General features: G+C 31.7%; 19 protein-coding genes. 5 read left to right on the forward strand and 14 right to left on the reverse strand.

The genetic code is table 11. The features are described 5' to 3' along the window. Window positions 1-44: 44 nt before the first annotated feature. The gene (locus H526_RS31795; RefSeq protein WP_155839683.1) at window positions 45-215 is read left to right on the forward strand and encodes a hypothetical protein; all 171 of its coding nucleotides are present in this window, start codon (window positions 45-47) and stop codon (window positions 213-215) included. Between the two features lie 87 nt (window positions 216-302). Here H526_RS31795 and H526_RS0112410 read toward each other — a convergent pair whose 3' ends face one another. The 5 genes from H526_RS0112410 to H526_RS0112430 form a co-directional block, all read right to left on the reverse strand. Continuing rightward, window positions 303-1496, reverse strand: coding sequence for a serine hydrolase domain-containing protein (locus H526_RS0112410; protein WP_027393295.1), 1194 nt, complete (start codon window positions 1494-1496; stop codon window positions 303-305). A gap of 88 nt (window positions 1497-1584) precedes the next feature. After that, entirely contained in the window at window positions 1585-2496 is a 912-nt protein-coding gene (locus tag H526_RS30880; RefSeq protein ID WP_051336136.1) for a helix-turn-helix domain-containing protein, read from the reverse strand. Window positions 2497-2742: 246 nt separating this feature from the next. Beyond that, window positions 2743-3036, reverse strand: coding sequence for a hypothetical protein (locus tag H526_RS0112420; RefSeq protein ID WP_027393296.1), 294 nt, complete (start codon window positions 3034-3036; stop codon window positions 2743-2745). A 180-nt stretch (window positions 3037-3216) separates the two neighbouring features. Next, complete coding sequence (gene mfd, locus H526_RS0112425; RefSeq protein WP_027393297.1) at window positions 3217-6582, reverse strand: transcription-repair coupling factor; 3366 nt, start codon at window positions 6580-6582, stop codon at window positions 3217-3219. Between the two features lie 66 nt (window positions 6583-6648). Then, on the reverse strand, window positions 6649-7791 hold the full coding sequence (locus H526_RS0112430; protein ID WP_027393298.1) for an aminotransferase class V-fold PLP-dependent enzyme: 1143 nt from the start codon (window positions 7789-7791) through the stop codon (window positions 6649-6651). A gap of 157 nt (window positions 7792-7948) precedes the next feature. Here H526_RS0112430 and H526_RS0112435 point away from each other — a divergent pair, with 157 nt between their 5' ends. Further along, window positions 7949-10324, forward strand: a complete 2376-nt coding sequence (locus H526_RS0112435; RefSeq protein WP_027393299.1) for a DUF5686 and carboxypeptidase-like regulatory domain-containing protein — start codon at window positions 7949-7951, stop codon at window positions 10322-10324. 69 nt (window positions 10325-10393) lie between these two features. Here the strand turns inward: H526_RS0112435 and pdeM are convergent, their stop codons facing one another. The 4 genes from pdeM to H526_RS0112455 are packed head-to-tail and all read right to left on the reverse strand — an operon-like array spanning window position 10394 to window position 16155. Next, window positions 10394-11032 (reverse strand): ligase-associated DNA damage response endonuclease PdeM, encoded by a 639-nt coding sequence (gene pdeM / locus H526_RS0112440; RefSeq protein WP_027393300.1) that lies wholly within the window; start codon window positions 11030-11032, stop codon window positions 10394-10396. Window positions 11033-11039: 7 nt separating this feature from the next. Then, window positions 11040-13505: a ligase-associated DNA damage response DEXH box helicase gene (locus H526_RS0112445; protein WP_027393301.1), complete on the reverse strand. Its 2466-nt coding sequence runs from the start codon at window positions 13503-13505 to the stop codon at window positions 11040-11042. After that, complete coding sequence (locus H526_RS0112450; RefSeq protein ID WP_027393302.1) at window positions 13502-15130, reverse strand: ATP-dependent DNA ligase; 1629 nt, start codon at window positions 15128-15130, stop codon at window positions 13502-13504. Before H526_RS0112450 ends, H526_RS0112445 begins: the two co-directional genes overlap by 4 nt. Further along, entirely contained in the window at window positions 15127-16155 is a 1029-nt protein-coding gene (locus H526_RS0112455; protein WP_027393303.1) for a ligase-associated DNA damage response exonuclease, read from the reverse strand. The genes H526_RS0112450 and H526_RS0112455 overlap by 4 nt, the downstream gene beginning before the upstream one ends. A gap of 211 nt (window positions 16156-16366) precedes the next feature. Here H526_RS0112455 and H526_RS0112460 point away from each other — a divergent pair, with 211 nt between their 5' ends. Then, window positions 16367-16798, forward strand: a complete 432-nt coding sequence (locus tag H526_RS0112460) for a tellurite resistance TerB family protein (RefSeq protein ID WP_027393304.1) — start codon at window positions 16367-16369, stop codon at window positions 16796-16798. A 38-nt stretch (window positions 16799-16836) separates the two neighbouring features. Here H526_RS0112460 and H526_RS0112465 read toward each other — a convergent pair whose 3' ends face one another. The 5 genes from H526_RS0112465 to fbp form a co-directional block, all read right to left on the reverse strand. Then, window positions 16837-18375: an ATP-binding response regulator gene (locus H526_RS0112465; protein ID WP_027393305.1), complete on the reverse strand. Its 1539-nt coding sequence runs from the start codon at window positions 18373-18375 to the stop codon at window positions 16837-16839. Between the two features lie 4 nt (window positions 18376-18379). Further along, a complete protein-coding gene (locus H526_RS0112470; protein WP_027393306.1) occupies window positions 18380-18871 on the reverse strand; it encodes a Rab family GTPase in 492 nt (163 codons plus the stop codon). Next, window positions 18858-19682: a hypothetical protein gene (locus H526_RS0112475; protein ID WP_027393307.1), complete on the reverse strand. Its 825-nt coding sequence runs from the start codon at window positions 19680-19682 to the stop codon at window positions 18858-18860. Before H526_RS0112475 ends, H526_RS0112470 begins: the two co-directional genes overlap by 14 nt. A gap of 20 nt (window positions 19683-19702) precedes the next feature. After that, the gene (locus H526_RS0112480; protein ID WP_027393308.1) at window positions 19703-20053 is read right to left on the reverse strand and encodes a hypothetical protein; all 351 of its coding nucleotides are present in this window, start codon (window positions 20051-20053) and stop codon (window positions 19703-19705) included. A gap of 306 nt (window positions 20054-20359) precedes the next feature. Continuing rightward, on the reverse strand, window positions 20360-21370 hold the full coding sequence (gene fbp, locus H526_RS0112485; protein WP_027393309.1) for a class 1 fructose-bisphosphatase: 1011 nt from the start codon (window positions 21368-21370) through the stop codon (window positions 20360-20362). Between the two features lie 176 nt (window positions 21371-21546). On the opposite strand from fbp, the gene H526_RS0112490 reads away from it, so the two are divergent. Then, the gene (locus tag H526_RS0112490) at window positions 21547-22026 is read left to right on the forward strand and encodes a GNAT family N-acetyltransferase (RefSeq protein ID WP_027393310.1); all 480 of its coding nucleotides are present in this window, start codon (window positions 21547-21549) and stop codon (window positions 22024-22026) included. Between the two features lie 45 nt (window positions 22027-22071). Further along, window positions 22072-23325 carry an aspartate kinase gene (locus H526_RS0112495; protein WP_027393311.1) on the forward strand — a complete coding sequence of 418 codons (1254 nt, stop codon included), beginning with the start codon at window positions 22072-22074 and terminating at the stop codon, window positions 23323-23325. Window positions 23326-23344 lie beyond the last annotated feature (19 nt).

A 23344-nucleotide genomic window follows, 5' to 3' on the forward strand; every position in this document is an offset into this window, starting at 1 on the left:
TAACTTATACCCACAATACAAATTAATCTTAAAATAAATTCATCATGTTAAAATCGATTTTGACTCAGCAAGGAGTAAAACAATTAAACAAAGAACAACAACAAACAATCAATGGAGGAGGAGGATTAAACTCCGAATGTCATTCTGATAGCGAGTGTGATTATCCGTTAATCTGTGCTGGATGCTTATGTAGACCTGTTGGAGGACCATTTTAGTCCGCAGTAGGTATTTAATTAAGGCTAATTCAAATATAAAAAAGGTCAGAATTTAGAATTCTGACCTTTTTTATATTTTTCATCTTGTTAAATTTTTTGATTAATAAAATTTTTTGCAATTGCATATACATTTTCGAATAAATCCGATGATGAGCCATTTTTATTAGCCAGCATTGATATTGATAAGTTATGCTCAGGAAATAATGCTAATAAGGAGATGGATCCATTAGCAATACCTCCATGATGCCAAACCCTGATTGTGGTACCGTTGTTAAATATATCTTTGGCATCATTCCTCCAACCAATAGCATAATTCTGTTCGTTAACTTTAGAATTATTGAGCATTACTGGTGTAGTTAGGAGATCAGTAGTGTTTTTATCGAATAATTCATTATTTAAAAAAGCATTTCCTAGTTTGATGAGGTCGGTTGGAGATGCCAAAAAACCTCCTCCAGCCCATTTATTACTATTGTTAACGGGGTATACCTTTTTATATTTTTGATTAGTTACATCATAAAACTCTGCGGCATCCTTTATAGTTTCCGAAGTTTCCTCAATAATAAATGTAGCATGTAATGGTTCGAATACAGATTCTTTCATGAATTCAGGAAATGGTTTTCCTGAAGCTTCTTCAATCATTGCACTAAGAAGTGTATAATTATAACTGCTATAACTAAAATTATTCCCAGGGGTAAATAATAATTCATCATTATTAAATAATGAAACGCTTTCTTCTACACTAGAATAAGAATCGTTATTGTAATATTCCCAAATAGGAAAACAAAGACAAGTTCCATAATTTCTTATCCCAGAAGTATGCGATCCTAATTGTTTTAAAGTCAAATCTTTAAGAGGTTTGTCTACATATGAGACGAACTGTTTTACCTGATGGTCTAAATTAAGCTTATTGTTTTGAAGTAAAACACCTATTCCTAAAGAAGTGACTGCTTTTGAGGTGCTTCCTATTCTAAATTTAGTGGTAAGATCTGCTAAGGTTTTATCCTCAATATCTTGATATCCGATAACATTAGACCATATGACTTTATTGTTTTGACCAACTGCAATTGATACAGCTGGCGCATCTAATTTTGTGTAGATTGCCTTAAGAATACTATCTGCCTTCTTTAATATGAGGTCATTGTGTATTTGAACCGGTTGAATATTGGAAGTGTTAGGCTTGTTTTTCCAACCGATGGTATAGACAAATATCGGTTCAAAAAGATAATATGCTAAGACTAAAGCTAGAATAGAAATAGAACAAATTTTAATGTATTTTTTCATGTTTTTTAATTGAGATTAGACATAGAATTCCTTGTCATAGAAAGTTAATTCAATGATTTTGATGAGTATTTTTAAAATGAAGAAGGGATTACGCTAAGTCTGTTTCTTGTTGCTTAGCTTTTATCATTTCAGAGATCCTATACAAAAGGATTATTTCAAGAATAATGGTAGGAGTAAGTAAGAAATACCCAAGAAACCCTAATATAACTGTGGCCATACATCCATAAGCAATAATTTCGAAGATACCCGTAGTTTTTGCTAACATTCCTAATGCATTTTGAAGCCTAATCACCGAGATTCCTAAAAGAATACCAATAACTCCAAAAGTGACAGCTTGAGCGCCAATTATGTAGGTAAAATCTAACTCACCTATGTGTAAGGATATTAAATCATAGGTATAGAAAATAATTGTCATAGATGTAAATATAAAAGCAGTTATTCTCAATAAGTAGTTTTTAAAAATTTTGCCAGATAGTATGAAACCTCTCATAAAAAGTATAATTGCTACTAGAATTACCAATTTTAATACACTGTAAAGTGCAGTGGAGACTAACATTTCACTACCAAAATATCTTGAATAGTCCAATGCAAATTCTCCAAATCCAAGAATAAAATATACAATACCACTAATCCAAGATATGGTCAGTTGTCTAGTTAAAAAACTAGCTTCTTTACTGTCATCAATATCAAGAAGAAAAAGTTTTTTAAATTCTTTAGCTACTTTAGAATTTTCGGTTTGTATTTTTTCTAAGTCATAATCCAGTGCCGATAAGATTGTTTTTATTGTGTAGCTTCTTGGAGTTACTTCTCCCGCCTCAATGCGTTGTATAGTTCGAACACTAATATTGCATTGTTCTACGAGCTCTTCCTGTGTAAGTCCTTTAGATTTTCTTAATTCGGATATTTTAATACCTAATGCTGGTTGTTCCATGATTTTTAAGTTTTTCGTTTCTTGTGAAGTAGTATTCCCTGCAGTAGAATTACTAGAACTTGTTTTCATTTGATACAGCAATATTAGTTGTAAGAGATAAAATCTCAAATTTTTTGACTTGACTTTGACCCGTCATTAACCTGACATTTCAAGTATAATAGGGTTTTGAAGGGTTTTTAGTAAATCCCTTTGGAGATGAAATATAGGAATTATTCTAATGCAAAAACCTATGTTTTTGGAATAAGATGTATTCTTTATATAAGATAATTAATTAGGACAGTAGAGATTTTATTGTTGCAACTGTAGTTTTTAGATTTAAGCGCACATTCTTAGATTTTGCAGATAACTCTTAACCTCTATAAACATAGCTTCTTTACTATGAAGGTCATCAATATCATTACTGTAATGGTAACCAAACGAATAGTTTATAGAAAATTCTTCTATATCGATAAGTTCAGGGTGATTTTTGTAGTTTTCTAATTCTTCAGCAAACCTTCTTTCTACATTTGAATAGTTGATAGCATAAAGTTTATTATTATTCCTAGTATCCATATTTATCTTTCTCGATAAAGATCCTTTTAAAAAACTGAATTTTTCTTTTCGTCTCATAATTTAAGTTGGTTTAGTACTTATAATCTGAAATGAAATTAGAAATTTAAAATAATATTAATCGTTTTTTGTAGTTAAAAATGGTTAAAATGACGTTGAAATGCACTTTTAAATCGATGAACGGTAATTTAGTTTTGTGATATTTAAAGTTAATTTTAACGCTTATATTTTAATTAGTACTTAAGAATTTTCAGATTCACTAGCTGTAAATTTTAATGGTTGCAATACTTTAAGACCAGTATTAACAGAGTCAATATTTTCGAAAGTCAGTAATAGCCTTAATCCATTCCTTGTGTTTTTTTCTTTCATTTTGCAGACATTTGGGTTCTTTTGTACAAATTGAAGTACTTTTGAAAATGCAGGACTTTGGTAAAAACTAGATTGTTGATCACTAATAAAATATCCAATAAGTTTATTTTGTTTCATGATTATTTTCTCAATACCTATTGATGTAGCAATCCATTTGATGCGTACGGAGTTTAAAAGATCAATTGCTTGATCGGGTAATTCTCCAAATCGGTCGATTAATCGCTTTTCATATTCCCGTAATCCGGTTTCATCTTTAATACCATTAAGTTCTGTGTATAGGTTAAGTCGCTCAGTAATATTGTTGATGTAACTATCAGGAAATAATAATTCAAAATCGGTATCAATTTGTGTATCTTTTAAATATGCTTTTTCTTTTTTATCATCTTCATATAATTCTGCAAACTCATTTTCTTTTAATTCTTCTATAGCTTCATTTAATATTTTTTGATAAGTATCGAAACCAATCTCGTTAATAAATCCACTTTGTTCTCCTCCTAATAAATCACCTGCTCCACGAATTTCTAGATCTTTCATAGCGATATTAAATCCGCTACCTAAATCAGAATGCATTTCTAAAGCAGTAATACGTTTTCTTGCATCTTCTGTCATTGCAGAATAGGGTGGTGTAATAAAATAACAGAATGCTTTTTTATTACTTCTACCAACACGACCTCTCATTTGATGTAAGTCTGATAGCCCAAAGTTATTAGCATTGTTGATAAAAATAGTATTTGCATTGGGTACATCCAATCCACTTTCTACGATAGTAGTAGACACAAGTACATCAAACTCTCCATTCATAAAAGAGAGCATCAAGCTTTCTAATTTTTTACCATCCATTTGACCATGCCCAATACCTACTTTAGCATCAGGAACTAGACGTTGTATCATCCCAGCTACTTCTTTAATGTTTTCTATTCTGTTGTGAATAAAATATACCTGTCCACCACGTTGAATTTCATAACTCACCGCATCTCTAATCGTTTCTTCAGTAAATCTAATAACATTGGTTTCAATCGGATATCGATTTGGCGGAGGTGTAGTTATTGTAGATAAATCCCTTGCCGCCATTAAGCTAAATTGTAATGTTCTTGGGATAGGTGTAGCTGTTAATGTAAGCGTATCAACATTTTCCTTGATTGTTTTTAATTTGTCTTTTACGGAGACACCAAATTTTTGTTCTTCATCGATTACTAATAATCCAAGATCCTTAAATTTGACATTCTTATTTACCAATTGATGGGTTCCTATAATGATATCAACTTTTCCAGAAGCTAAATCTTCTAGTGTTTCTCTTTTTTGTTTGGCAGTACGGAAACGATTTACATAATCTACCACTACTGGAAAATCCTTTAGTCGTTCTCTAAATGTTTTAGCATGCTGAAAAGCAAGAATAGTGGTTGGGACTAATATGGCTACTTGTTTTCCGTTATCCACAGCTTTAAATGCAGCTCTTATGGCAACTTCAGTTTTACCAAAACCAACATCACCACAAATTAATCGATCCATCGGTCTTTCGCTTTCCATATCAGCTTTTACAGCTTCTGTTGCAGTACTTTGATCAGGTGTATCCTCATATATAAAAGATGCTTCTAATTCATGTTGTAAATAACTGTCAGGGTTATACTGAAATCCCTTTTGAAGTTTTCTTTTTGCGTATAACTGAATTAAGTTAAAAGCAATATGTTTTACTCTTGCTTTTGTTTTTTGTTTTAACGTTTTCCAAGCCTTAGAACCTAGCTTATATATTTGTGGTGGTTTACCATCTTTACCATTAAACTTAGAGATTTTATGAAGAGAATGAATACTTAGGTATAATACATCACGTTCTCCATAAATCAATTTGATAGCTTCCTGCTTTTTACCTTCTACATCTATTTTTTGGAGTCCGCCGAATTTTCCGATTCCATGATCAATATGAGTTACATAATCACCAACTTCTAAATTAGTAAGCTCTTTTAATGTAATAGCTTGTTTTTTGGCATATCCACTTTTTAGACTAAACTTATGGTAGCGCTCAAAAATTTGATGATCTGTATAACAAGCAATTTTACGATTATGATCTATAAACCCTTGAAATGCAGAAAATACAATTGTTTCGTATTGTTTTACATCAAGATCAGCATCATCAAAAATATCATGGAAACGTTTAGCTTGTTGTTCACTTACACAGAAAATATAATTCTTATATTCTTTTTCGTGGTTTTCATTAAGGTTCTTAATCAATAAATCAAACTGCTTGTTAAAGGAAGGCTGAGGTTTTGTATCAAACTTTATGGCATAATCAGCTTTAGTTAGAGGTCTGTTTCCTATTTCTACTAATGTAAAATTTAGTAGTTGTTTTTTGATTAATTCTGAAGAAGCAAATAGTTCTTCAGGTGTACCATGCTTGATATCTTCAGAAAGTGTTTTGAAGGCTTCTTTGGCTTTTTCAAAATTTTTATCAATTCTTGAAGAAAGAAGATCAATGTCTTTTGCAAAAATGACGGTTTTGGAAGCAATGTATTTTAAGAAACTCTCACGAGTTTCTTGCATGGCTTTATTCTCGACATTGGGAATGATAGTGATCTTTTTAATTTGTTCTGTCGATAATTGAGTTTCTACATCAAAGGTTCTGATGCTATCTACTTCATCACCAAAAAATTCTATGCGATAAGGCTCGTCATTACTAAAAGAGAATACATCTACTATACCACCACGTACAGAAAATTCACCAGGTTCAGTGACAAAATCTACTCTTTGAAACTGATACTCGAATAATACTTCATTTACAAAATCTAATGATAAAGTATCCCCAATAGATATTTTTAAGGTGTTTTTTTCTAATTCTTTCCGAGTAACTACCTTTTCGAATAACGCATCAGGATAGGTAACGATCAGAGCAGGTTTTTTACGCGAGTTAATTCTATTTAATACTTCTGCTCTTAATAAAACATTGGCATTGTCAGTTTCTTCAATTTGATAAGGTCTTCGGTAACTACCAGGGTAAAAAAGCACATTTTTATCACCCAATAATTGTTCTAAATCATTTAGGTAATAGGCTGCTTCTTCTTTATCACTAAAAATACATAAAAAAGGTTTTTCTGCTTGTAGAAAAGCATTTTCAATTGCAAAGGATAATGAAGATCCAATGAGACCTTGTAAATGAATTTTACTTTCGGATTGGGCAATAGCATTTCCCAGTTTCTGCAATTGCTGAGACTGTGCAAAAGTTTGCGTGATTAAGATTTGACTCACGTAGCGAAGATTTTGTAGCAAATATAACAGCTATATAAACGTATCCAAAAAAGAACGTCTGATTTATTAAGAGAATTGAAGTAGTAGTCTTTCAAAATCTTTTTCAGAGTTATATACATTGCAAGAAACTCGTATGGCATTCCCTCTAAATGAAACAAATATTTGCTCTCTTTTTAATCGAACCTTTAGTTCGTCTAAATTGATTTGATTAGGAAGGTAGATGCCAAAAAGATGATGTGCTCTGAAAGAGTCATTCTCAATAAAGCAACCTAATTCTCTAAGCTTTTGTATGGTATCTTTAGAGATATTTTTTGCATACTCCTGAATGTTTTTTGGTTGCCATGCAATCAATTGCTCTATAGCATTTATCAACATGGGCGTTAATATAAAATTGCTAGATTCTCCTACAGAATATCTAGCTGCTTTTTCTTTGTAACGATCTTCATAATTAGTAAGTCCAGAAAAATCCTCACTATTGTGTCTATTCATCCAATTATGTTCAATAGGTGTTCCATCGTTAAAAGCATCACTGTAATAAGCCATTCCGATAGAGTAGGGACCTAATAACCATTTATAACCTCCACAAACTAAAGCATCAGGTTCAATATCTTGAACAGAAAATGGCAATGCGCCAACACTTTGTGTACCATCTATGACTAACATAGCTTTTACCATGTTAGCTTTTTCACGGATAGCTTTTAGATCGAATAAAGTTCCATCTGCCCAATGTATATGAGGCAAAGCAATAACCGCAGTATTTGGAGATATAGCATCTAAAATATGTTGATTCCATAACATACCACGATCTTTAAAATCTTTTGGAGGATATACAACTTTGATAATGGCATTGTTTTTTTTGGCTACCTCTTGCCAGATATATACGTTACTAGGAAATTGTTCATCAACTAAGATGATTTCATCACCACTTTGTAAAGGAATATTATTTGCAGCATTGGCAATACCATATGAAACGGAAGGAATAATAGCTGTATTTCTATAATCTGGAGCATCAATTAATGTTGCGAAACGCTGTTTTAAAATTTCTTTATCATTAAAAAAATCTTCAGGTAAGATTTCATTAGGATGTGATTTCTTTTGTAAAGATTGCATACCAATTTCGGTAACTGATTTTAATTGTGGAGCCATATAGGCTCCATTTAAATAGGTAATTTCTTGGGATAGATCAAAAAGGTGTTTTTGGTTTTGCATTAGTAAGTGATTTATACTTTTGGTTTGTATTAGGTTTAAGCAAATTAGAATATTAAATTGATTCATACTCAGCTACTAAGAATTCTTTAACTTTTATAAGAAATAAATGTTTGTAACAAAATTTAATACGTAGAGTCAAATACTAAAAACATAATATATGTACAGAATAGTAATTTGGTGCTTTTTATTAGTTGGGAGTTCTATTTTTTCTCAAAAATCTTTAAAAGGAAAAGTGCTTGATTTTAATACAAAAGAGCCACTAGCGTTTTCTACTATCGTTTTTAATAACAACAAAACATTAGGTACTATTACTGATATTGACGGAAACTTTGTTTTTAGTTCTGATACAGACATTAATAGTTTGGTTTGTAGTTATTTAGGGTACAATAAAAAAACTATTGATGTAATAGATACTACTTATATAGTTATTGAATTAATACCGAAAGAAAATCAACTAGATCAAGTTGTTATTTCTTCAACCGAGAATCCAGCAAATAGAATTATAAGAAACGCGATTAAAAATAGGGAAATAAATGATCCAGAGAAGTTGCAGTCTTTTGCATATAACTCTTACAATAAAATTATTTTTGATGTCCGCTCAAAAAAAAATAAAGATTCGGTGTCATTGGTAAAAAGACTTAAAGGTGGGCATATGATGATCATGGAGAGTATTACTAGAAGAAAATTTTTAGAACCGGATTTAAGTAATGAAGTAGTTGTCGGAACTAAAGTTTCAGGTTTTAGAAATCCTCAATTTGCATCACTAGCTACAGATATTCAACCTTTTTCTTTTTATACTGATATGATAAATTTGTTCGAGGTTAATTACTTAAACCCGATATCTAAAGGAAGCTTAAAAAAGTATAAATTTTTTCTTGAAGAGAGTATACCAGTAAAAAAGGATACAATACATGTGATTTCTTTTCAGCCAAAGGCAAATAAAAACTTTGAAGGGTTAAAGGGAATAATCCATATAAACACTAATAAATTTGCAATACAGAATGTTACAGCTTCTCCATATCAAAAAGGAAAAATTGATTTAAAAATTCAACAAAAGTATGCGTTGTTAAGAGATTCTATATGGTTTCCTGAACAATTGAATTATAAATTGTCTATGCCAGAGTATCCAAGTAAAGAAAATAATTTAGTGATGAATGGTAAAAGTTATATTACTAATATTTCTTTAGATACCTTGTTACAAAAAAGAGATTTTCCAATAGAGGTTGTTAGTATTGCAGAAGGTGCTACTAAAAAGGATAGTGTATTCTGGAACCTAAATCGAAATACAGTCTTAAATCAAAAAGAAAAGATTACGTATAGAGTTTTAGATAGTATTGGAGAAAAGGTGGATTTAGATAAGTTTTTAACCTTATCAGAGAGTCTTTTTAGAGGTAAAATTCCAGTTGGTATTGTAGATATTGATATAAATAAAACAATAATCATGAATCAATTTGAAGGTTTTCGATTAGGAACAGGCTTGTATACAAATGATAAGTTTGATGATCGATTAAGTTTAGGTGGTTTTGTGGGATATGGATTTGATGATAAAGATTGGAAATATGGTGGAGAAGTAAATTACTTGGTGTCAAAAAAGAACGAAGTATCCATAGGATATCAGTATCAGGTAAACTTAAGAGAAGTTGGTAATTACAATAGGCAACAACAAGATTTAGAGTTTTTAAATTTCAGAAGTTATTTAGGATTTAACTTTGATAAGATAAGAGAGCATTCGGTAAATGTTCATTTCAGAAGTTTAAAATATTTAACAGCTGATTTATCCTTTAATCATACTTCAGTTAATCCTAAGTACGAATATGAATTCATTAGTGAAACAACAAACTTTAGAGAATATACCAATAGCAGTTTATCTCTTAATCTTAGATATGCATATAAGGAAAAAATGATTAATTCGTTTAACCAAAGATTCACATCGGGAACAGATTACCCGGTTATTGGTTTTTCGTTTTCCAAAGGATTTGATGATATTCTTGATGGAGATATGGATTATAATAAAATCGAAGTATCTCTAGATCATTCTTTTTACACTAAAAGCTTTGGAAAGACTAGTTATAGGATGGAGGGTGGCTATATAGATAATGCAGTTCCTTATGGATTGTCGTTTACAGGAAAAGGTAATTACGATACTGACTACCCTTTTTTTAGTAAAAATCTTTTTCAGACAATGACTCCATACGAATTCGTGTCTGATAGATACGCTAACCTTTTTATTGCTCACAATTTCGAGGGATTGTTGTTTAAAATTGGAAAATTTCAACCTGATATCGTAGTGCATCAAAATATAGGTTGGGGTAATCTTATTAATAACAATAACGCTCTTGTTCCTTTTAACACAATGGATGAGGTGTTTTTAGAAAGTGGTTTAGAGTTAAAGAGTTTATTTAAAGTGAATTACCTCAATTTAGGTTATTTAGGATTTGGTTTAGGCGGGTTTTATAGATATGGTTTTTATTCAAATGAAGATTTTGAAGATAATTTAGCAATTAAATTTAATATAAGTTTTAAGATCAAATAACTAATGAGGCCCAGTTTTTTAGAGAAAAGATTTAGGATCGATGGGCTTTGATTCTTGTTATTTAAGTAATCAATTTATTAAAATAACTTCCTTTTTTGTGATAGCATATATTTTAACTTTTTTTGTAGATTCCAGTATATGATTACCAGTAAACTCTCCAAAAGCAGGGAGGATAAGTTGATTTTCTTTTTGGTAAAAACAAGGCAAGCGTAAACGTTGTTTGCCTAAGCCTTCTAAAAGTACGCCAGGATGAATATGTCCACAAAAATTAAATAGACCTTCTCTTTCTTCAGGATGATGACTAAGTAAAAAATTATCTAAAATTAATTCTAAACCTAGTTTTATGCCTATTTCTTCATATTTAATAGGAGAGATGATATCATGATTTCCTACGATTAAAAGAAGCTCTACTTTAGTTTTAGATACCCATTCAGAAAACAATATCCATTCATTATTAATGAAACTATGAAAAAGATCTCCCAAAAAACAAACTTTAGATGGGGTAAAGGTTTCGAGAACTGCGTCTAATTGTTCAAAATTTTTGAGAATTGCTTCTTGAGGTACCGCGCTACCGTGTTTTCTAAAATGGGATATTTTTCCTAGATGTAAATCCGCTATCAAAAGGATGTTTTTTTCTTTCCAAAACATTGCGCCTGTAGGATGCAGAAGAAAAGTTTGATTTTGTATTTGTACGGTTTGGAATTTCAAGGATTCATTATTTAGACAACAAAGCTACCATCTTTTTAATACGATCTTCAAGTTTTTCGCTGGATAATTTTTCTCGTAATCGATCTGTTATAATAGGGAATGAAAAAGGAGTCGCTTTTTTACAGGATTTCCAAACAATAGATTGATTTTCTATTCTTTCCAAGGCCTTTTGTAATCTTCCTTCTTCTAATTGATGTTCAAATGTTTCAATAAAAGATTGTTGGTATAAGAGGTTTTTAGACTCAAAATCTCTAAAAACATTGAATAATAATTGCGAACTAGATTGCAAATGTTTGCTTTTTAATATTTTATCGGGATATCCCGTAAACACCATTCCTGATATTACGGCTATATCTCTAAATTTGCGCCTTGCCATTTCTGTAGCATTTAGGCTTTTTTGAAGATCATTGTGCATATGATCTGTAGCAAAAAGATTGTTGTCAATTACCTGTTGCATATCAATTTCTTGGTCTGATAACAGTTCAAAACCGTAATCATTAAATGCTAAGGAAAAGGAGATAGGAAATAAAAGACTAATTCTATAGGCCAACAAGCTTCCTAAAGCTTCGTGGACAAATCTACCTTCAAAAGGATAAAAAATCGCGTGATATCCTTCTCTAGTTTTAAAGGTTTCTATTAAGAATTCATCGGACCCTGGAACGATACTTTCTTCTTGTTGTTTCTGAAATATGTGTGATAGTGCTTTTAATTCCAAAGATTTTTTTTCGTCAGTTTTGGATGAAACTTTATATAATTCCTTCCGAAGTAATTCAGACATTTGGGATGTTAGTGTCAATCGACCACCCATCCAACTAGGAACTTTGGAAGTTTTTTTTGAAGATTTTCTTACCAAAACTTTCATTTCTTTTATCCTAACAAGTTCCAGGTTTCGTCCTGCAAAAGTAAAAACATCTCCAGGTTTCAATTTTGAAATAAACCATTCTTCAATGCTTCCAATATATCCACCTTTAAGGTATTTGACCGTTAACACAGCATCACTAACAATGGTACCTATCTGTAAGCGGTGACGCATTGCAATACCACGATTATTTACTTTGAATAATCCATCTTCTAGAATTTCTACTTTTTTATATTCATCATAACTTTGTAAACTTTGACTACCAATAGTTATAAAATTTAGGATCCATCTCCAATCATCTTCAGAAATAGCTTGGTAACAAAAAGTGCTTTTAATTTCGTGATAAATCTCTTTTGGATAGAATCCATCAGAAACCGCTAGTGTGGTAAGATACTGAATCAGTACATCATAACTATTTAGGTACGGAATTCGATCTTCTACGGTATTATGTTTTACAGCTTGCTGTAAAGCAGATGCTTCAATTAATTCTATAGCATGTGTTGGCAAAAAATAGATTACACTGGTTTTACCAGGTTGATGTCCGCTACGACCTGCTCGCTGTAAGAATCGTGCCACTCCTTTTGGCCCTCCAATCTGAATAATAGTTTCTACTGGAGCAAAATCAACACCTAGATCAAGACTAGAAGTGCAGACTACTGCTTTTAAAGATTCATTACGTATTGCTTGTTCTACCCAAAGCCTTGTTTCTTTGTTAATACTACCGTGATGCATAGCCATTTCTCCTGCGAATTCAGGATATTTTTGTAGTATTTTCTGAAACCAGATTTCGCATTGGCTACGAGTATTAGTGAAAAGTAATGTTGTTTTACTTGTTTTGATAATAGGTACAACCTCGTCTAATAAATGAATTCCCAAGTGACCCCGCCAAGGAAAGGTTTCCATTTCTTTGGGAATAATACTTTTTACCTTAATTTTCTTTTTGATGTTAGCTTTGATTAATACCGAGTTTTGTAAAGCATCTGATTGATATCCTAATAAAACTTCACGTGCCTGCTCCAAGTTTCCGATGGTAGCTGATATTCCCCAAATTCTAAGTTTAGAAGAAACTGTTTTTAATCGAGATAGTGCTAATTCAATTTGAACTCCTCTCTTGGTTCCTAGTAGTTCGTGCCATTCATCAATTATAATGGCAGTGCAATCTTTAAAAGTTTTATCATATCCTTTTGAAGCAAGTAGTAATTGTAAACTTTCTGGAGTGGTAATGAGCAAATCTGGCATAGAACGTTTTTGTGCTGCTCTTTCTTTTTGAGAAGTATCTCCTGTTCTTATTCCTATTGTAAATTGTGTATCTAGATCTTTAGCAAATCTTTCTGTAGCTTGTTTAATCTCTTGTGAAAGTGCTCTTAGAGGTGTGATCCATATTGCTTTCAATCCTTTTTTATGTTTGGTTTGATAGTCAGGATTATCCTTTATATAGTTCAGAACAATTGGAACCCATAAAGAATACGTTTTTCCACTTCCTGTTGGTGCATTTAGTAATCCATGTTTACCCTGTAAGAATGCTTTCCAACTTTGTTTTTGAAAAGGGAAAGATTTCCATTGTTGTTGTTGAAACCAAGATTCTGCTATGGTAAAAAGTTCTTTCTGGGTCATGATTCCTTCGTTAGGCTGGGGATCAATGTTTTTAAATCCTCTAATGTATTTGCTTCTTGAATTTTTTTATCCTGTCGCCATCTTAAAATGCGAGGGAATCGAGTTGCTACACCACTTTTGTGTCTTTTGGATAAAGCAATTCCCTCAAAAGCTATTTCAAAAACCAGCTGAGGAGTTACACTTCTTACTGGGCCAAAACGTTCTAAGGTATTTGCCTTTATAAATTTATCAACTTCCTTAAACTCTGCGTCGGTAAGACCAGAATATGCCTTTGCAAAAGTGACTAATTCAGTTTTATCCTCGTTCCAAAGTCCAAAAGTATAATCTGTAAATAAATTAGACCTACGCCCATGTCCTCGCATAGCATATGTTAAAACTGCATCGATAGTTAGTGGGTCTACTTTCCATTTCCACCAATCTCCTTTTTTGCGACCGACTAAATAAGGTGAATCTTTCTTTTTTAACATTAAACCTTCTGATCTAACGTCTCGCGATCGTTCGCGCTCATCAGCAACTGCTGACCAGGAATTGAAAGTCATTTTTTCAGATAGATGTAATGGTGTTTCTTGTTTTATATAAAGTTCAGAATCACAGACGTTCAGAAATAGTTTTTCTAATAATTCACGACGTTCAGAAAACGGATAGTTTCTGATGTCATTTCCTTTCCATTCTAGCATATCGTATGCTTTTAGAATAATAGGAGTTTTTTGTAATAAGTTTTTAGAAACTGTTTTTCTCCCTATTCTGGTTTGTAGATCATTAAAAGTTCCTATTGTTCCATTTGGGAATGGTAGAATTTCACCGTCTAAAACGGTTCCGTTGGGTATGATTTTTAAGAGTTCTTGAAATTCTGGATATTTATCTGTTACCAATTCTTCTCCACGACTCCAGACAAAAATTTCGTTGTTTCTAATAATAACTTGGGCTCTGATTCCGTCCCATTTATGTTCAGCATACCAATCTGCTACATTTCCTAGATCGGAAATTTTATTTTCTACTGCATATGCTAGGTAGAATGGATAAGGTTTTGAAAGAAAATCGGATTCATTTTCTTTTAAGATTAAGTCTTCGAAAGAAATAGTATTAGGATCCCAATTACCCATCAATTTATATGCTAATATATCTTCGTCAATTTGTGTAGCATTAGATAACGCTCTAGTCATTAATTTTTGACTAACTCCAATCCGGAATCCGCCTGTAATTAGTTTAGTGAACACAAAACGTTCGTAGTAGTTTAATACTCCCCAATTTTTTTGAAGATATGCGCGTTTATGTTCTTCTGATTGTTTTTTAAGCGCAATCATTTCTTGTAGATATTCCGTTAGGGTTTTTGTGGAACTTTCTTTTGAAGTAGGTACTACAAGCGCTATGGTTTCTGCTAAATCTCCAACAATATGATATGATTCTTCAAATAACCAAAGAGGAATGTTCGCTAATTCTGATGCCCAGGTTCTAAGTAATGTGGTATTTACAGGTCTTGGAGGTCTTCGATGAGAGAGTATAGCAATAGTCCATACTTTATCATTTTCTGGAGCATTTTTAAAATAAGAAGCCAATGCACTTACTTTTACATTGGTTTTATTGGTGCTATCTAAAGTTTTGATGAGGTTTGCAAATAGTTTCATTCTGTAACCTCACTTTCTTTTTTAGTTTCTATTTCTGCAAGTTCACCTTCATATTGTGTTTTTTCTGTACGAGCATCATAGCCAAGTTCCCTAAGATATCGCGAGAATATTTCTGTATATCCGTGGGTACTTATAACTTTAGTAGCTCCAGTTTCTTTAACGGCCGTTAATAAACCATCCCAATCACAATGATCAGAGAGTACAAACCCTTTGTCAATTGCTCGTCGTCGTCGTGCTCCTCTAAAGGCCATCCATCCACTTGCAGAAGCAGTTACATAAGGAACCATTTTCCGTATCCAAGTACTGCCATGAGCACTAGGCGGTGCTACTACAATATTCCCGATAAAATCTTCTTTTTTAGTTTCTCTCGTTACCAAAGTAGTTTTAGGGAAGTCGGTCATTGGTCTAATAACATTGGTCATGTTTTCTATGGCTCCATGTGTATAAATCCTTCCAATTTCAGGATTTAAATATTTCAAAAGACGTTGCGCTTTTCCAAGAGAATATCCGAAGAGTATAGAAGTTTTGCCTTCTGATTTATTTTTTGCCCACCATTGGTTAATATCTCTAAAAACTTCCTTTTGAGGTGTCCATTTAAATGGGGGTAACCCAAAAGTGCATTCGGTAATAAAAGTATCGCATCGTATGGGTTCATAAGGAACCGAAATCCCATCATTTTCTGTTTTATAATCTCCTGTGAAAACCCAAACTTCTCCATTATGTTCTACTCTGATTTGCGAGCTTCCGATGATATGACCTGCGGGATGTAGACTAAATTTTACATTGTTTATTATAAAAGTTTCTCCGTATTCTTTCCCGTTAACGTTAATATTTCCTAATCTATGTTTGATAATTGGGATATTCGTGTGATGCGTAATATATTGTTTATGTCCCCATCGACTATGATCAGCGTGTCCGTGTGTAATAATTGCTTTATCTACCGGTTTCCAAGGATCAAGATATACTTTGGCAACATCACAATAGATTCCCTTTTCTGTGAATTCTAAAAGCGGTCGATATGACATAAATGGTAATTATAACTTAATTTATTGAAATTACGGAATACTATGTGGACGAGAAAGTGTTTATAGAAATATTAGGAGTTGTTGATGGTCGTTTTTAGAATTGAATTAGTGTATTTTTATTCTGAATTGGATCGATAAAAAAATCTCGCTTATTAAATTTTAAAAGGAGTATAGTTTGGTTATATTTGCGGAAAATAAATAAAAATACATGATGTCAATATCTGATTTATTTGATAGTGGATTTCAGAAGAGAAATCAAGATCATTTTGCTGCAATTGTTAGAGTAGCAATGAGTGATGGAGTGATAACTGATGAAGAGAGCGCTTTCTTAGATCGATTAGCTAGAAATCTCAGTATCTCTGAAAATGATTATAAAGAAATATTAAAAGATTATGCTTCTCGTCCTATTAATCCTCCTACAAGTTATGACGCTAGATTAGAAAGATTGTTTGATTTAGCAAGAATGGTATATGCTGATAATATAAAAGGAGATGATCAGGTTGTGTTATTAGAGAAGTTATGTATCGGATTAGGTTTTAGATCAGACAATGCTAAATATGTAGTTGATAAAGCACTTTTTTTAGTTGATCAAAATGTGGATGGAGATACATTTGCAGATGAAATTAAAAATATGAATCGATAATCAAATTTTGATAATCAATATTATAAAAAAAGCCGCTTCTATGAAGCGGCTTTTTTAGCTATTTGTTTTACTATTTTATAGATTAAATCTTCTTGTTCAAAAGGTTTCGCTATGAAATCATCCATTCCAGAACGTAAGCATTTGTCTCTTTCAGCTTCAGTTGCTTTTGCAGTAAAACCTATGATTGGAACTTCGGATATCATTTTGTCTCCATAATTATTTCTGATCATATGGGTTGCCTTATAACCATCTACTTTTGATAGTTTTAAATCCATTAAAACAAGATCATAGTTTCTTCTTTCTAGATAATTAATTGCCTCCTGACCGTTAATAGCAACATCTACAAAGAAACTTCCGTGACTAATTAATATTTTCATTAATAAGAATTGAGTAGCTTCTTCATCTTCGACCACTAATATTCTAAATTTCTTTTTAGTTTCTGGAAGGCTGTATTTTTTCTTTTTCTTCGTTGGGATAGATTTTGTAACATCAAACTTGAAGGGTAACTTAATATCAAAGGCTGTCCCTTTATCTGGTTCACTAGTAACTTTGATCTCTCCATTTAGGAGATCTACCAAGTCTTTTACTATAGCTAATCCTAATCCTGTGCCTGAAATTTGTTTATCCCCATTAAAACGCGTAAATCTGTTGAAAATGTTTTTAAGATTTTCTTCTTGAATTCCTAAACCAGTGTCTTCAATCTTGAAACCAATACTTATTTTATTGGTACGTTGATAGTTTTTAGTAACTGATAGAGTTACTTTGCCTTCTTCGGTAAACTTGAAAGCATTGTTAAGAATGTTATTTAAAATTTGAAATACTCTGGTTCTGTCTCCAATAAGATATTCCTGAATATTTGGATCAATATAAGTTTCGAACTCGATGCCTTTTTCTTCGGCAAGTTTGGCGTATGTTTCTTCGAAACCTTCTAATAGGTTAATAAATAGAAACCTTTCGTCTATAATTTTTATTTTTCCAGATTCTATTTTAGAAATATCTACCATATCCTCTATAAGAGCATTGAGGTGTATGCTTTGTCTCTTAATAATTCGAGCTAATTCTTCTTGTTCAAAATTTAAATTTGTTTTTTCTAATACCTCGATAAAACCTAAAATACCTGTCAAAGGTGTTCTAATTTCATGATTAATGTTGGCTATAAAACTATTTTTGAACTGTTCTTTATCAAGTAAATACTGATTTTTAAGCTCTAACTCTTTTGCCCTTAAAATAGACTCATTTTTTTGTTGTGCTATTTTATTTAGTTCGTAGTACTTGGTAGAGTAATCAAACAAGAGAATAACAACTTCTTCAGAATTTATTTTAATTGTGATATCACATATTTTATCAAGTTTCCCTTCTTCTAAGTGAATACAAGGGAAATTATAGGTAGTTTCTTCTTTTTCAAAAACCGCAATAAAACCTTCTATAATCTCGAAAAACGGATGTGCATCATAGATAGATGTTCCTATTTTCCATGTGAAAATATTGCCGTCGGTTTCTTTAATCGTTCCATCGTGTTGAACAATCGTACACTGCGTTTTTTGATTAAATAGTAACTTTTCTTCTTGATATGTCATGGTACTATGCAGTTATTTCCTTAGCAAGATCTGTAAAGAAATCTTGTACGTTTTTATTGGTTTTTGCACTGGTCAAACAATCAACAGTTATATTTAGTTCTTCGAATTTTTTTGTTACATCTTTTTCATTAACCAGATCTAATTTATTGCCAATAACCTTTACTTTTACCTTAGAATGATTTTTAGAAAGATATTCTAAATCTTGGTTGAGATCTTTATAGGTGTCGATACGAGTAAGATCAAATACATAAATAAAGGCGTTGGACCCTAGAAGGTATGACTTTCTGGTGTCTTCTATGTCTGTATGCCCTTCGGTATCCCAAATGATCATAGAAAGTTCTCGACCATCTGGCATTTCGATTACTTTCTTTTTAATTTGAACACCTAAGGTAACTTTATAATCTTCAGAAAATTCGTTATCAATAAAACGTCTGAATAAAGACGTTTTTCCTACACCAAAGTGTCCTAAAAGCACTACTTTTTTAGACAATTTCATCTTCAAAATGTTTTTTTAATTTTTTAGTAAAAAGTTCACTGTTTTCTAAGTCTCTTTTAGAAATGTGATGCTGTGCAAAGTTAATAATTTGATCTTCTAATACTTCTTTAAACATCATATTATATGCGCCAGAAATTACAGCGGCAATATAATAAGAATAAAAATTTTGCACGTGTATAGTGTATAATTCGTATTCTATAGTTTCCAGATTTTGGTTTCCTCCCCGAAAAGCATCTTCTACAAAACTTTTGATAGCAGTTAACATACCTGCAACCATATCTTTATCAACAGTATTATCTGACAACGGGCTGTAATCTGTTATTAGTAAACCAGAATCTTTTTCAATAACAAACATCTGTATTAATCTAGGTTTTGCATAATCTGTAATAGCCAGATCGCCATCACTAATTCCTTGCGCCCTTGCCTTAGTTCTTCTAAATAAGTTTTTGAATGAGAATGCTTGCCTAGTTTTTCGATTAATGTTTTCACTTAACAGTTTCATCTCATGAGCAATATATTTCTTAATCATTTTACCGATTATCGGAAATAATGCTTCTACCACGGCGTCCTGAGAGTTTTTAATCTCTTCCTTTAAAGTTTCTGTAATTGTGGGTCCTAAAGTTTTCGGTATATCCTCAACAAATTGTTTTAATTTATCATCTATAATAGGATCTACCTTATACGATAATTGCTGCTTTTGATGAACAATTTTACTTAATTCATCAACTTTTTTGGCAATGGATTCCGCATACTCCTTCTCTTCTGTAAGAAGTAGTTCTTTGAGAATTTTTAATTTATCCTGTTCTTCCATATTGTTGGATAAACAGATTACTACTTATTAATTTTTTCTCCCATAGCGATTAAAAGATCACCTAATGTTTTTCTATCAACCTTTTTATCATCTAGTGTATCTATTTTATCAGCGAGATTGTCTTCTAATTCAGTGATTCTAATATTTATATCAGTGCTAAGATTGTCAATTGCCTGATTTAATTCTTTTCGAGTATCTTCAATAAAATCTTCAAGCTCCTTTTTCTTAGAAGAAATATCTTTTTTAACTGAGTCAAATTCAGAATTATAAGCAGCAATGTTTTCTCCAAATATTAGATTCTTTATTGCTTCTATTTTTGAAGAAGGATCATTTACTACCTGTTCTTGCGCAGCTTTATTTTCTTTGGCCATTTTTGGTAATTTATATTGTTGTTCTATGAGCTTCAGGTAAATTTAACATAAAAAACATTAAAAATAAGAGTTCACAGAACAATAATGTTAAAGTTACTTGCTTTTACAACAAATGTAATACGTTTAATTTATAGAGTTTTAATAGTTGGTTGGAGGGAGAAACTCTTTTATTTTTATCGTTTGATTGCAAGATTAGTGAAAATTAATTGCAATCAATGTATTCATAAGCTTTTTTTATAAATACACCATTATCTAACTACTCGCTTGATAGTTAAATAAATTATATCATAAGTAAAACTGATGTATTTATGATTCGGAACTTTTCATAAATGATTCTACTTTTGAAACCATATTTTTACTACCGCATATAAATGGAGTGCGTTCGTGTAATTCTGTCGGTTTTATCTCTAAAATCCTTTTAAATCCATCACTTGCTGATCCACCTGCTTGTTCTGCAATAAAGGCCATTGGGTTACATTCGTAAAGTAAACGAAGTTTTCCGTTTGGAGATTTAGAAGTGCTTGGATACATATAAATTCCGCCTTTTATCATATTACGATGTATATCACTAACCAACGAACCTATGTACCTTGATGTATATGGGCGATCTTGTTTTTCTTCTTGACAGTACTTAATGTAGTCCTTTATACCTTGTGGAAAATGAATATAGTTTCCTTCGTTTACAGAGTAGATGTTTCCATCTTCTGGAAAAGTCATGTTTGGGTGTGATAGGTAATATGTACCCAAAGCTGGGTTTAATGTAAATCCATTAACACCGTGACCAGTAGTATATACCAACATAGTAGATGTTCCATAAATAATATATCCAGCAGCAACTTGTAGATTACCAGGTTGTAAGAAATCTTCCATGGTAACAGGTGTTCCTGTCGGGGTAACTCGTCTATAAATCGAAAAAATTGTTCCTACAGAAACATTCACATCTATGTTAGAGCTACCATCTAATGGATCCATAAGTACCACATAATTGTTTCTATGATCACTTTTTTGTCCTTTAATTGTAATGAAGTCATCATTTTCTTCGGAAGCAATACCACAAACAATTTCTCGATTTGTTAGTGTGTTGATAAAGGTTTCATTTGCTAGTACATCAAGTTTTTGTTGATCTTCTCCTTGTATATTAGTTTCACCTATAGCTCCAGTGATATCAACCAAACCTGCTTTGTTAACTTCATGGTTCACCATCTTTGCAGCTAATCGAATTGAATTGATCAATCGAGAAAGTTCTCCGCTAGCATACGGAAAGTCTTTTTGGTTTTCGATAATAAATTCTCCTAAGGTTTGGTTTTTTCTAGCCATTTTGGTTATGTTGAATTTCTGCAAAAATATTATTTTTTAAATAACTAAAACGTTTTCGTAACCGTAATTTGTGAAACTTTTTTAAGAATTAGTAAAACCAAAATTAGATCAGTATAAGATTACAAAATTGTCTGGTTTCTAATACATATTTTATAGTTTTGATAAACTTTTGACTTATGGACTATATAATAAGAGATGCTGTAGCAGAGGATATGCCTCAAGTACTTACATTAATTGAAGAATTAGCTCTTTTTGAAAAAGAACCTGATGCCGTAGAAGTGACGGTAGAAGATCTGATTAATGAAGGTTTTGGAGAAAAGCCATTGTTTCATTGTTTTGTGGCAGAAATTAATAATGAGTTAGTAGGTTTAGCACTGGTGTATTTTAGGTTTTCTACATGGAAAGGAAGAACTGTGCATCTAGAAGACTTAATTGTTAGAGAGTCTATGAGAGGTTCTGGTATTGGAATGGGATTATATAAAAGAGTTATGCAGTACGGAATTGAGAAAGGAGTTAAAAGAGTAGAGTGGAATGTTCTGGACTGGAATAAGCCCGCAGTTAATTTTTATCTAAAGAGTGGTGCTAAAATTTTAGAAGGTTGGCAGGTTGTGCAGATGGATGAATCTGGATTAAATGCATTTGTTTCAAAGATGTAATATGGAGATGAATACATTCGTTTATGAACGAAATTATTGTAACTGATGAGGGTTTTTAAATTTGGAGGCGCATCTGTAAAAGATGCAAAAGCGGTAAAAAACGTAGTTCGTGTATTACAAACAGTTGGGCATTCTGATATTGTAATTATAGTATCTGCTATGGGGAAAATAACCAACGCTCTAGAAACAGTTGTAGAACATTATCTTAACAAGAGTGACCAATTTAAAGATGCCATAGACTTTATAAAAAAATATCATCACGAAGTACTTACAGATCTTTTTGTAAATAAACATCATCCAATCTTTGATAAGATAGATTCCCTTATTTTGGATATGGAAACTATGCTTAATAGAAATAAATCCAATCAATACGATTATGTATATGATCAAACGGTTTGTTATGGAGAATTAATATCTACTACAATTATTAGTGAGTATTTGTCAGAAAATGGATACAAAAATGAATTATTAGATGTCAGAGATGTTATAAAGACAAATGATGTTTATCGCGACGCTATTGTAGATTGGGCAATCACTCAAAAAAGTATTGATGCTACAGTAAATAAAAAAGGTCTGACAATAACACAAGGTTTTATAGCTTCTGATTCTAATAATTTTACAACGACACTTGGTAGAGAAGGAAGTGATTATACAGCAGGAATTTTTGCGTATTGTACAAACGCCATAAGTGTAACAATATGGAAAGATGTACCCGGCGTATTAAATGGAGATCCAAGAGTTTTTGAAAACACTAAATTATTATCGCAAATCTCTTATGAAGAAGCTATCGAATTAGCATTTTACGGAGCTTCAGTAATTCATCCTAAAACCTTGCAGCCATTGCAAAGAAAAGAGATCCCGTTATATGTGAAATCATTTCTTAATCCCGAAAATGAAGGGACTTCGGTTAAAAAAGGACAAAGATTGGTTCCATATTTGCCTTGTTATATAATAAAAAAGGATCAAATACTTTTATCCCTTTCTTCTTTAGATTTCTCATTTATTGTAGAGGAGAACGTAAGTGAAGTTTTTGCACTTTTTCATAAGTTTCACCTAAAAGTAGATCTTATACAGAACTCTGCAATTAGTTTTTCTGTATGTTTAGATGATAAATTCAATAATTTTGATGAATTATTAATACACTTAAAAGCAAAATTTAGTGTCACGTACCAAAAGAACGTGTCTTTATTTACCATTAGACATTTCAACAAAGAAGCAATTCTTTTTTTAGAAGAAAATAAGGATATATTGCTTAAACAAAGCACAAAAGAAACGTATCAAATGGTTGCAAAACAATAAGATGCCCTATTCAATGATT

This window comes from Aquimarina latercula DSM 2041 (assembly GCF_000430645.1).
Taxonomy (GTDB): domain Bacteria; phylum Bacteroidota; class Bacteroidia; order Flavobacteriales; family Flavobacteriaceae; genus Aquimarina; species Aquimarina latercula.

What these genes read in the sequence shown, in the direction of transcription:
- H526_RS0112455 (WP_027393303.1), bottom strand. Translation starts at nt 16,155, where the DNA reads ATGTCATATCGACCGCTTTTAGAATTCACAGAAAAGGGAATCTATTGT.
- H526_RS0112475 (WP_027393307.1), bottom strand. Translation starts at nt 19,682, where the DNA reads ATGGAAGAACAGGATAAATTAAAAATTCTCAAAGAACTACTTCTTACA.
- H526_RS0112435 (WP_027393299.1), top strand. Translation starts at nt 7,949, where the DNA reads ATGTACAGAATAGTAATTTGGTGCTTTTTATTAGTTGGGAGTTCTATT.
- H526_RS0112450 (WP_027393302.1), bottom strand. Translation starts at nt 15,130, where the DNA reads ATGAAACTATTTGCAAACCTCATCAAAACTTTAGATAGCACCAATAAA.
- H526_RS31795 (WP_155839683.1), top strand. Translation starts at nt 45, where the DNA reads ATGTTAAAATCGATTTTGACTCAGCAAGGAGTAAAACAATTAAACAAA.
- H526_RS0112420 (WP_027393296.1), bottom strand. Translation starts at nt 3,036, where the DNA reads ATGAGACGAAAAGAAAAATTCAGTTTTTTAAAAGGATCTTTATCGAGA.
- H526_RS0112410 (WP_027393295.1), bottom strand. Translation starts at nt 1,496, where the DNA reads ATGAAAAAATACATTAAAATTTGTTCTATTTCTATTCTAGCTTTAGTC.
- H526_RS0112430 (WP_027393298.1), bottom strand. Translation starts at nt 7,791, where the DNA reads ATGCAAAACCAAAAACACCTTTTTGATCTATCCCAAGAAATTACCTAT.
- H526_RS0112470 (WP_027393306.1), bottom strand. Translation starts at nt 18,871, where the DNA reads ATGAAATTGTCTAAAAAAGTAGTGCTTTTAGGACACTTTGGTGTAGGA.
- H526_RS0112445 (WP_027393301.1), bottom strand. Translation starts at nt 13,505, where the DNA reads ATGACCCAGAAAGAACTTTTTACCATAGCAGAATCTTGGTTTCAACAA.
- H526_RS0112495 (WP_027393311.1), top strand. Translation starts at nt 22,072, where the DNA reads ATGAGGGTTTTTAAATTTGGAGGCGCATCTGTAAAAGATGCAAAAGCG.
- H526_RS0112490 (WP_027393310.1), top strand. Translation starts at nt 21,547, where the DNA reads ATGGACTATATAATAAGAGATGCTGTAGCAGAGGATATGCCTCAAGTA.
- H526_RS0112465 (WP_027393305.1), bottom strand. Translation starts at nt 18,375, where the DNA reads ATGACATATCAAGAAGAAAAGTTACTATTTAATCAAAAAACGCAGTGT.
- H526_RS30880 (WP_051336136.1), bottom strand. Translation starts at nt 2,496, where the DNA reads ATGAAAACAAGTTCTAGTAATTCTACTGCAGGGAATACTACTTCACAA.
- H526_RS0112460 (WP_027393304.1), top strand. Translation starts at nt 16,367, where the DNA reads ATGTCAATATCTGATTTATTTGATAGTGGATTTCAGAAGAGAAATCAA.
- H526_RS0112480 (WP_027393308.1), bottom strand. Translation starts at nt 20,053, where the DNA reads ATGGCCAAAGAAAATAAAGCTGCGCAAGAACAGGTAGTAAATGATCCT.
- fbp (WP_027393309.1), bottom strand. Translation starts at nt 21,370, where the DNA reads ATGGCTAGAAAAAACCAAACCTTAGGAGAATTTATTATCGAAAACCAA.